The 8,867-nt window shown below is 65.0% G+C and carries 8 protein-coding genes; 3 read left to right on the forward strand and 5 right to left on the reverse strand.

Translation table 11 applies throughout. The features are described 5' to 3' along the window. Positions 1–39: 39 nt before the first annotated feature. The 5 genes from EII26_RS03875 to EII26_RS03895 all read right to left on the reverse strand — a co-directional run bounded on the left by EII26_RS03875 (position 40) and on the right by EII26_RS03895 (position 3,787). Positions 40–732, reverse strand: a complete 693-nt coding sequence (locus EII26_RS03875; RefSeq protein ID WP_124887828.1) for a TIGR04282 family arsenosugar biosynthesis glycosyltransferase — start codon at positions 730–732, stop codon at positions 40–42. Then, complete coding sequence (locus EII26_RS03880) at positions 729–1,445, reverse strand: TIGR04283 family arsenosugar biosynthesis glycosyltransferase (RefSeq protein WP_124887829.1); 717 nt, start codon at positions 1,443–1,445, stop codon at positions 729–731. Before EII26_RS03880 ends, EII26_RS03875 begins: the two co-directional genes overlap by 4 nt. Next, complete coding sequence (locus EII26_RS03885; RefSeq protein WP_158612145.1) at positions 1,442–2,368, reverse strand: (Fe-S)-binding protein; 927 nt, start codon at positions 2,366–2,368, stop codon at positions 1,442–1,444. Before EII26_RS03885 ends, EII26_RS03880 begins: the two co-directional genes overlap by 4 nt. 64 nt (positions 2,369–2,432) lie before the next feature. After that, complete coding sequence (locus EII26_RS03890) at positions 2,433–3,113, reverse strand: TVP38/TMEM64 family protein (RefSeq protein WP_233572588.1); 681 nt, start codon at positions 3,111–3,113, stop codon at positions 2,433–2,435. Next, positions 3,086–3,787 (reverse strand): TVP38/TMEM64 family protein, encoded by a 702-nt coding sequence (locus tag EII26_RS03895; RefSeq protein ID WP_233572589.1) that lies wholly within the window; start codon positions 3,785–3,787, stop codon positions 3,086–3,088. The genes EII26_RS03890 and EII26_RS03895 overlap by 28 nt, the downstream gene beginning before the upstream one ends. Before the next feature lie 913 nt (positions 3,788–4,700). Between EII26_RS03895 and EII26_RS03900 the strand changes: the two genes are divergently transcribed. The 3 genes from EII26_RS03900 (at position 4,701) to EII26_RS03910 (ending at position 8,727) form a co-directional block, all read left to right on the forward strand. Further along, positions 4,701–5,165, forward strand: a complete 465-nt coding sequence (locus tag EII26_RS03900) for a rhodanese-like domain-containing protein (protein ID WP_124887831.1) — start codon at positions 4,701–4,703, stop codon at positions 5,163–5,165. An 83-nt stretch (positions 5,166–5,248) separates the two neighbouring features. Further along, positions 5,249–7,705 carry a choice-of-anchor Q domain-containing protein gene (locus EII26_RS13605; RefSeq protein ID WP_124887832.1) on the forward strand — a complete coding sequence of 819 codons (2,457 nt, stop codon included), beginning with the start codon at positions 5,249–5,251 and terminating at the stop codon, positions 7,703–7,705. A 59-nt stretch (positions 7,706–7,764) separates the two neighbouring features. Continuing rightward, on the forward strand, positions 7,765–8,727 hold the full coding sequence (locus EII26_RS03910; protein ID WP_233572590.1) for a radical SAM protein: 963 nt from the start codon (positions 7,765–7,767) through the stop codon (positions 8,725–8,727). Positions 8,728–8,867 lie beyond the last annotated feature (140 nt).

Genomic DNA, 8,867 nt, shown 5'->3' on the forward strand with positions numbered 1-8,867 from the left:
CCAGGCAGCCCCTTCCGCAGTTTGTGCGTCATGGTGCCGCTAGGTTGTTGCCGGTGACGAACCGATTCCTAGGTCTTCCAGATACCTCCGCGTCGCTGTGCCGCGTTCGTGATGCTCCTCCAGAAAGGCGCGCAGATCGTCGGGGGTGTCGAGGTCCCGGTATTCGTCCGTCTCCGCGCAGAGGCATCCCGCATTTCGGGCCCGCTCCAGCGTGCCGAGCCGGACGCCGCCGCTCCCCCAGGGCACGGAGAGGTCGAAGAGCTCCGGGATCGCCCGCGTAAGGCCGATAAGCCAGTAGCCGCCGTCGGGCGTAGGCCCCAGGACGACATCGGCCTCCGCCAACAGGTCGAAAGCCCTGCCGATGCTGGCGGGACGCATGTGGGGGATGTCCGTCCCGACGATGGCCGCCCGCTCGTACCCCGCCTCGAGGGCATCCCGGGCCGCGGCGAGCATTCGGTCCCCGAGGCTCTTCCCCCGCTGCTCCCGAAGCGTGAAGGCGGAGGGGATCAGGCTGGCATACGCCTCGGGCCGCCCGCTGCCCGTCCAGTAGAGGAAGAGATCCGCGCGGTCCCGGAGCTCCAGGGATGCGGCAAACGCATCGGCCCAGAAGCATCGGTGCAGGGCCTCCCGCTGGGGCTCATCCAAAATCGGGGAGAGGCGCGTCTTGGTCTCCGTGCCGACGGGCAGCCGGGAGAAGAGGATCAGGGCCTCGGATTTTTTTCCCTGTTTCATTGTCTCGTGTCGCGTCCTTTCTCCCCGCGCCGTCCCTCGTAAAGGGTCCTCAGCGTCTCGGTCGATACCCCCAGAATGTAGAGCGCCTTGATCATGTGGATCTTCATCAACGTCCTCAGCCGTCCGTTTCGGATGAAGCGTCGGGCCGAGGTCCCCACCGGCGTCTCCAGCGCCCGGATCAGTCCCCTGCGGTGCAGGGGCCGCAGGCGCCGCGCGAGCTCCCAATCCTCCATCAGGGCGAGGGGGGCGTACCCCCCGAGCGATTCGAAGACGTCCCGCCTCAGGAAGAGGGCTTGATCTCCGAAGATCAGGCCGAACCGTCGGGCCCTCGTGTGCGAGGTGCGCTCCACGAAGCGCATGAATCGGTCGTCCGCGTCGTAGAAGTGGAGCCGGAAGAAGCCGCCGGAGCAGCCCTCCGAAAGGGCGCGTTCGATGTCGGCGAGGCTCGAGGGGGCGACGCGGGAGTCCCCGTGCACGAACCACAGCACGTTGCCCCGCGCCGCACGGGCCCCCGTGTTCATCTGGAGGGCCCGGCCCCGGTCGCAACGGACGACGCGGACTCCGGGCACGGTCTCCGCCGCCTCGGGCGTGCCGTCCGTGCTGCCGCCGTCGGCGACGACGATTTCCTTGTCGCCCGAAAGGGCGGACAGCGCTTCGAGCAGTGCCGTGATGCGCGCGCGCTCGTTCAGGGTGGGGACGACGATCGAGATCATGACGCTGCGGCCGGCCGCGACCCCGCGGCCGGTGTCGGTCCTGCACTCGTGCTCTCCGTGCCCTGTCCCCTCGCGTCTCGGGACGGAAGCTCCGAAGCCCTGAGCACGCTTCCCAGCAGGCGCCGGGTCCTCCAGCGGTTGAACCAGCTCCGGAGCGAACGGTCCGGGGGCGGAGTGGGGTGGCCCGGCCGGCCGTTGCCGAAGACCAGGTCGAGGAGGTGCAGGCTCTCGCGTCCACCCGTCCGCATGGCCGAGCGGCACGAGGCGCAGTAGGACACGACCGTCCCGCAGGGCGACTCCGCCGCGCGCCTTTTCATGGCCTCACGCCCCAGCTTCGCGTCGCCCGCCGCGATCATCGGGGCGCAGCCGCAGCAGCGGGCCCGGTCTCGGGCATATTCCATCTCGCGGACGGCAACGCCCAGCTCCGACAGGATCGCGCGCACGCTTTCGTAGATCTCCGGGACGTCCCGGGTGGTGCAGGAGTCCTGGACCGAGACCTCGAGTCCCCGAGCGCTCCCGTGCCGCCCCTCGGGAAGCCCCGTATCCCGAAGGATCGTCCAGAGCGAGCGCACCCGCCGTCCCCCGTCGAACTGCCGGAAGATGGCGTAGCAGTTCTGACAGGCGACGATCACCTCCTCCGCGCCCATCCGGTCCAGGTCATGCCGCACCGTATCGAAGCGTTTTTGAAACTCCCCGGCCATGCTCATGAGCTTCAGCGGTTTGCCGCAGCACTTGAGGAGCACGCCGACGTCCTCCAGACGGCCGCTCAGGTATCGCCAGGCCGACAGGACGTGCTCCGGAGCGTAAGCGGACAGGCTGCATCCCGGAAAGAACACGCGCTTCGCCCGCCCTTCCGCGGTGCCGTCCGATCCGGTGGCACGGCAGAAAAACGGGGAGAAGGCCAGACGCTGATGCAGGCGCATGGTCCGATGGAAGGGACGAGGACCCCTTATGGATAAGGCGTCGCCCGTCCGTGGCTGCAAGACGCTAGGCATCCGTTTCCCTCACGTAGCGCCGACGCAGGCGGAGCCCCGCCGCGGAGACGAGGGCGGCCAGAGCTCCGGCCAGGATCAGGTAAAGCGTTCGGTTCTCCGCGTCCCCCAGCCCCGCGGCTCCCAGGGTGAAGAAGGCCACGCCGGGCGCCATGAAGAGGAAGGTGTAAAGGGTGTAGGGCCAGAGCCCGATGCCCGTGATCCCGTAGGCGAAATTTTGCAGGTTGTAGGGGAAGATCGGCACCAGGCGGGTGACCATCAGGAGCACGATACCGCTCCGTTCGGCGTCCTCGAACAGGATGCGATTTAGGCATCGGTTGCGCTCCACCCAGGGCCGGACGGCGTCCCCCAGGAAATAACGTCCGGTCAGGAAGGCCAGGACCGCCCCCAACGTGGCTGCGACGAGACACAGGAAGGAACCCAGGACGGGGCCGAAGAGAAGTCCGGCGACGACGGCGAAGGTCGCGCCCGGGAGGGCCAGGAGGACGCAGCCGGCAGCCGTTGCTGCGACATAGATCAGCGAAGCCCTCAGGATATCCTCGTGCACCGCCTCCCGCAAAACCTCCAGGGCGCCCGGTCCCGACAGGAAATCCGACCAGCCGTAGCGGCGGTTCAGAAGCAGGACGGAGCCCATGGCCGCGAGCAGGATCAGAGGTTTGCCGTATCGTCCCGGCATGGGGTTTGGGTGGCGCGTTTTTTCCTCTCCGCATAAACCTGCTTCAGCAGGACGATCAGGATCGAGAGCGCGAAGAGGATGAGCAGCCCCGTAACCATCAGCTTGGCACCGCCCGTCAGCATTCCTCCGACGTAGGAGTAGACGATCGTGGCGGGAAGCTGCCCCACCCCCGTGGCGATGAAGAAGGAGCGGAACGTCATGGAGGTGAGTCCCGCGGCGTAGCTGACGATATCGAACGAGACGAACGGCAGGAGCCGTGCGATGAGCACGCTCTGGGTACCGTGCCGTTCGAAGAAGGCGTCGATGGAGCGAAGGGCGGTCCTGCTGGAGAGCCTTTCCACCACGTCGCGGCCGAGAATGCGGGCGATATGGAAGCAGACGGCGGCCCCGGCCATGGCGCTGGACCAGGAGAGGATGGCTCCGCGCCACCAGCCGAAGAGGTTGGCGTTGGCGAAGGTGATCAGAAAGGCCGGGAGGGGCGCCATGACGGACTGGAACACCATCAAAAAGAAGGAGACTGCGGCGGCCATGGGCCCGTAACGCTCGACGAAGCTGCGCACCGCGGCGAAGTCGCCGCTCGCGAAGGCGGCGAAGATGGAGTCGATGATGCCCCGGTACGCCGGATGGAGGAAGTAGGCTGCGATTGCTCCTGCGAACAGGAGCAGCAGGATCACTTTGCCATGGCCGGTCAAGTTGTTTTTTTTATGTGTTTCTGCGGGAACGGGATGCATTTCGTTCATGTCAAGCGGTCCTCCTGACGAGAAGCTCCGTCCTTGGCCGGACGGCAACACAGGGCCCTCCTGAACGGAAAGACCGTCCAGAAGGTCTTTCCGGCATTGGAGGAGGGATCCGGCCGCCGAGCCGCAAAAGGCTCTACTTTTTGGGGGAGAGATTGAGGGAAGGGGCCGGATTTTCAGTGCTGGCTGCGGCATAAGCGCGCACACCGTGCAGCGGATGCAAAGCGCGTCATGTAAAGACGGTCACGGCCTTTCCCTCCTGTCGTGTTGAAATGGATCGAGCGTGAAAAGATGCCGTGCCCATTTTACACTGTACGAAGGAGAATGGCGAATGCCTTGAACCCGGCGGGAAATTCGGAGCCTTTTGCCCATTTCTCCATTCTGGAGTTTCTGCTATACTTTTTTACGAAGGCGGAGTTTTTCCGCCGGGGAAATATTTTTTTCCGCATTTCCATAGAAACGGGGAAGGGGGCGAACGGGATATGGCCTCGGCATTCACATGACGCGGCAGGGTGCTTTGCACGGGTTGCATCCTGAACGATAGGTACGGTTTCCCGTTTTTCGTCTGCCCGGAACGCGAGTCCCCGGCTTCTGTTTTTTGATCCCTTCCATCCACTGATTCGTTGACCTGGGAGACTTTGGCGGCAGGCCTGGCGGCCTGTGTTTCGTTGTGGCCGTGTTTTCCCGCTTAACGTGAAATCCCGTATTTTCGGAAAGCAGGAGGGGCCTTGTGCCCTTCCCGCACAGACCGTTCGTGTCGGATGCCTCTTTATCGTCGAGGGGTTGTCGGCGGCTGGAGTTGCCTGGCCGCTACGCTGTATGTTTCGAAGGATTGAGGAGAGTGGAATTCATGAAGAAGTTCAACCGGTCGTCGCTTGTGGCGTTGTTCGTCCTGTGTTTTGCGGTATCGGCTCAGGCCTTTTGGGGGCCGAAGATCGAGGGCGTGGATCAGGCCTATGTGAAGGAGAAGGTGGGGCAGCCGGGATTCGTGCTGGTGGATGTCCGGACCGAGGAGGTCTACAACGGCAAGGCCCCGCGCGAGGGGATCCCCGGCGGGCATATCCCCGGAGCGGTCAACTTCCCCCTGGACAAGCTGAAGGAGCCCGGGGCTGCGGAGGCCCTGGAGAAGGCCGGCATCGTCAAGGACGCCGAGATCATCGTCTACTGCAATACCGGAAACCAGAGCGGCAAGTTTGCCAAGGCGCTGGTTAAGGACTTTGGATTCGATGCCGGCAAGGTGAAGAACTACGAGGGGAGCATCACGGAATGGAGCAAGGACCCGGCCAACAAGCTGGAGCCGGAAAATCACGAGTAGGCGCTTCGTTTCGGCGGGGGAAGGAGAGGGCGGTTCTCTCCTCCCCCGCTTTGTTTGTGGGACTTACACGAGGAGGGAAGCGCATGGTCGGGTGCAGGATGAATGTCAAGAAGACGGCGCTTGCGATGCTTGCGATCTGTTTTGCCTTCGCGTCCCCTGGGGATGCGAAGGTGTATCACGTCAACGCCTCGGCCGTCGCGAGCGGGGACGGCAACAGCTGGTCGGCCCCGCTGGACGAGGCCGGGTTTGCCGCGGCCCTGAACGGGGCCGCTTCGGGGGATGAGTTCTGGATTGCCGCCGGCAGCTACCGGCCCGTGGTTCCGGCGTCGACGGACGCGGTCACGGCGGCGGAGCAGGGGAAGTCCTTCACGCTCAGGGACGGTGTGGCCCTCTACGGGGGCTTTTCGGGGAGCGAGAGGACCCGGGAGCAGCGTAATCCCGACAGGCACGCTGCGGTGCTGACCGGAGACCTGGCCTTGGACGACGTTCGGGACGCGCAGGGCGTCACCCTCAGCGCGGACGTGATTCAGGGGAAGAACAGCAAAAACGTCCTGAAGGCCGCGAACGCAAAAGGGGTTCGGCTGGACGGGATCGTGGTGTCGGGAGGAGATCAGGGGGTGGGAGCTGGGCTGAGCCTTGGCCGAAGCGATATGGTGATTCAAAACTGTCTGTTTCAGGGAAATCGCGCCGTATCCTTTGGAGGAGGCATCAATGCCGTGGCCTCTTCTCTCGATATCCGCTCCAGCCGTTTTCTGGAGAACCGGGGCGGGCCGAACAGTCATGGAGGGGCCGTCAACAGTGTGCAGACGAACCTCAGGATTGTCGACTCGTCTTTCGAGAACAACCGCACAGGTTCGGATACGTCCGGGAACAAAGCGGGCAATGGCGGTGCGGTCCAATTCAGCGACAAGAAGGGGGGAGACAAAACCCTGTCCGTCGAGGGGTGCCGCTTCCGCAATAACTTTGCGGGTGCCGGTGGAGGCGGACTCTATGTCCAGAACGCCGGTACGGACGTGACGGTGCGGGGCTCCCTGTTCAAAGGAAACCGGACGGCCCATAACGGTGGAGCGGTTCGTTTTTCCACCTCCACCAACATCCTTGTCGAATCCTGTTTGTTCGAGGACAACGCAACGGTTATCGAGGGCGGCGCCATCTACAACTCGGAGGTCGGCAGCGGGGACCGGGGAATGACGATCCGCGCCTGCACCTTCTCCGGAAACAGGACCTACGACGACGTTCATGTCTCCGACCCCAACAAGGGGTCGGGAGGGGCGGTCTACAACGGCGTCTCCAGCCCGACGATCGTCAACTGCACCTTCACGGACAACGGGGCGAAGTACGGCGGGGCGCTCTTCAACCGGACGGGCAGCTACCCGCTCCTCATCAACTGCACCTTCCTCGGCAACAGGGCCAGAGCCCAAGGGGGCGAAGGCGGGGAGGGCAGCTCCGTCTACAACACCGGATGCACGGGAGGCGTCTGCAAACCGGGGGGCGGGCGCATCGTTGCCTTCAACAGCATCTTCTGGGACGACGGGACGGGCGAGATCGTCAGCAATGGGGACTCCGGAGCCGCGCTCTACCGCTCGATCGTCCGTGGAGGTGCTGTCCGGGGCGGCGCGGTGGCCCTGTCGGAGGTGGCCTCGGACGACCCGCAGCTCTCCCCTCCGGGGAGCCACGGCGGTGCCGTCCCCACCTGTCCGCCGGCCTGGGGCAGCCCCGCCCGGGACAGAGGGCGGAGCGTCGGAGCCCTGACCTCCGCGGACGTCGTGTCGGCCGACGTGTTCTGGCGGGACTGGACATCGTGTGCCGTCCCGGCCGTCGACGCCCGCGGCATTGCGCGTCCGCAGTTCGCAGGCGTCGATATCGGCGCCGTGGAGTTATCGTCCGCACCGCAGCCGGCTCCCGGTCCGAATCCGACCCCTGCGCCTCGACCCGAGCCGCAGCCGAAGCCAAAGCCGAAACCTCAGCCGAACCCGGAACCCAAGCCGGAGCCCAAACCGATTCAGGAGAGGCCCATCACGGAGGCTCCTGTGGAGGCTCCCATCGATGCCGGGTACGACGCTCCCGGGGCTTGGAGGCTGTCCGTCGGGGAGGTCGGGATCGACGGGACGGCCGAGGTCAGCATTGAAGTCCGGCTCAAGCCCGTTCCGCGCAGGCTCTCCCGCCTTCACGTCGAGACGCGGAACTTCGTCGAGGCGAGCACCTCCGTATTCCTGAACGGTACTCCCGTTTCGCTCTCCAGCTCGGTGCGCGGCGAAAGCCCGGCGGGGCTTTACGAGTACGTTCTGAAGGTCCGCGGTCGGGTCCGTGGTGAGGCCCTGGACGGCACTGCGGAGCAGCGTGCGGCTTTGACCGCGCTGACCTACAGGTTGGAGGGGGATGAGAGTCCGACGCGGCTGAAATTTGGCGGCGACGGAGTTCCCCTGAGCGCTATGAAAAGAGAAGCGGGGGGCGGCAGCGGGTGCGACTCGGGGGTGGGCGTCTTTGCCCTGATGCTCGCGGTGTTTCTCGCACGGCACCGTCTCGGGCGGTCCTCATGAGTTGGAAGATCGCGCCCGCAATCGCCGATATTTTACGTCGGGGAGGCGATGGCGAGGGATTGAATCACGATCAGGCGGTCGCGCTCCTCTCCCTTCCTCTCGGATCGCGGGAGGTCGCCGCCCTCATGCAGGCGGCCGATGCGCTCTCGCGGACACAGTTCGGGGAGAAGGCGGAGAACCACTTCCATATCGGAGTGAACGTGGCGCCCTGTCCCCTGAACTGCCAGTTCTGCTCCCTGACGAAGAAGGCCGGGATATTCAGGGAGGCCGTGGAGTTCTCCGACACGCAGGTCCTGGAGTGGGCCCGTTATGGAGAGACGTTTGGGGCCGATGCGCTGAACATCATGACCACGGGGGACTTCTCCTTCGAGCGCCTTCTGGAGATCGGCCGTCTTCTGAAGAGGAGCGTGTCCGTTCCCCTGGTCGCGAACACCCGGGATATCAGCCACGCCGAGGGAGAGGCCCTGCTGGAGGCCGGGTTCGTCGGTGCCTATCACGCCGTCCGGCTCGGCGAGGGGCGCGTGACGCCCCTGGACCCCAAGCGCCGCATCCAGACCATCCGGGTCCTGAAGGACGTGGGGCTGAAGTGGCTGAACTGCATCGAGCCCGTCGGTCCGGAGCACTCCGCGGAGGAGATCGCGGACCTGATGCTCCTGGCCCGGGAGCATGGGGCGACCTTCAGCGGCGTGATGCGGCGCGTCAACTTTCCGGGGTCCCCGATGGAACCCTACGGAATGATCAGCGAACGCGAGATGGCCCGTATGGTGGCGGTCTCCCGTCTGGTGATGGGGACGATTCCGAAGGCGCACTGCACCCACGAGCCCAACGCGATCTCCCTCGCGGCAGGCGCCAACCTCTTTTTCCCGGAGGTGGGGTCGAGCCCCAGGGACGGGGAGGCGGACACGGGCAAGGGGCGGGGTAGCTCCGGCGAACGCTGTAAGGCCATGCAGCGGGAGATGGGGTGGAACCCGGATCTGCCGTCGAACTGTTTTAGCAGGCAGCCATCTTCCACAAGGCTGTAAGCCTTGTGGGATGAGCTGATCGCTATCTCGACGACGCAACCTTTTGCGTTGTCGAGGGTCAGGCAGCCATCTTCCACAAGGCTGTAAGCCTTGTGGGATGAGCTGATCGCTATCTCGACGACGCAACCTTTTGCGTTGTC

This window comes from Fretibacterium sp. OH1220_COT-178, from assembly GCF_003860125.1.
In the GTDB taxonomy this organism is placed as follows: Bacteria; Synergistota; Synergistia; order Synergistales; family Aminobacteriaceae; genus CAJPSE01.

Excerpts from the sequence above, each read along its gene's own strand:
- EII26_RS03880 (WP_124887829.1), bottom strand. The coding sequence starts at position 1,445 with ATGATCTCGATCGTCGTCCCCACCCTGAACGAGCGCGCGCGCATCACG.
- EII26_RS13605 (WP_124887832.1), top strand. The coding sequence starts at position 5,249 with ATGGTCGGGTGCAGGATGAATGTCAAGAAGACGGCGCTTGCGATGCTT.
- EII26_RS03900 (WP_124887831.1), top strand. The coding sequence starts at position 4,701 with ATGAAGAAGTTCAACCGGTCGTCGCTTGTGGCGTTGTTCGTCCTGTGT.
- EII26_RS03875 (WP_124887828.1), bottom strand. The coding sequence starts at position 732 with ATGAAACAGGGAAAAAAATCCGAGGCCCTGATCCTCTTCTCCCGGCTG.
- EII26_RS03885 (WP_158612145.1), bottom strand. The coding sequence starts at position 2,368 with ATGCGCCTGCATCAGCGTCTGGCCTTCTCCCCGTTTTTCTGCCGTGCC.
- EII26_RS03890 (WP_233572588.1), bottom strand. The coding sequence starts at position 3,113 with ATGCCGGGACGATACGGCAAACCTCTGATCCTGCTCGCGGCCATGGGC.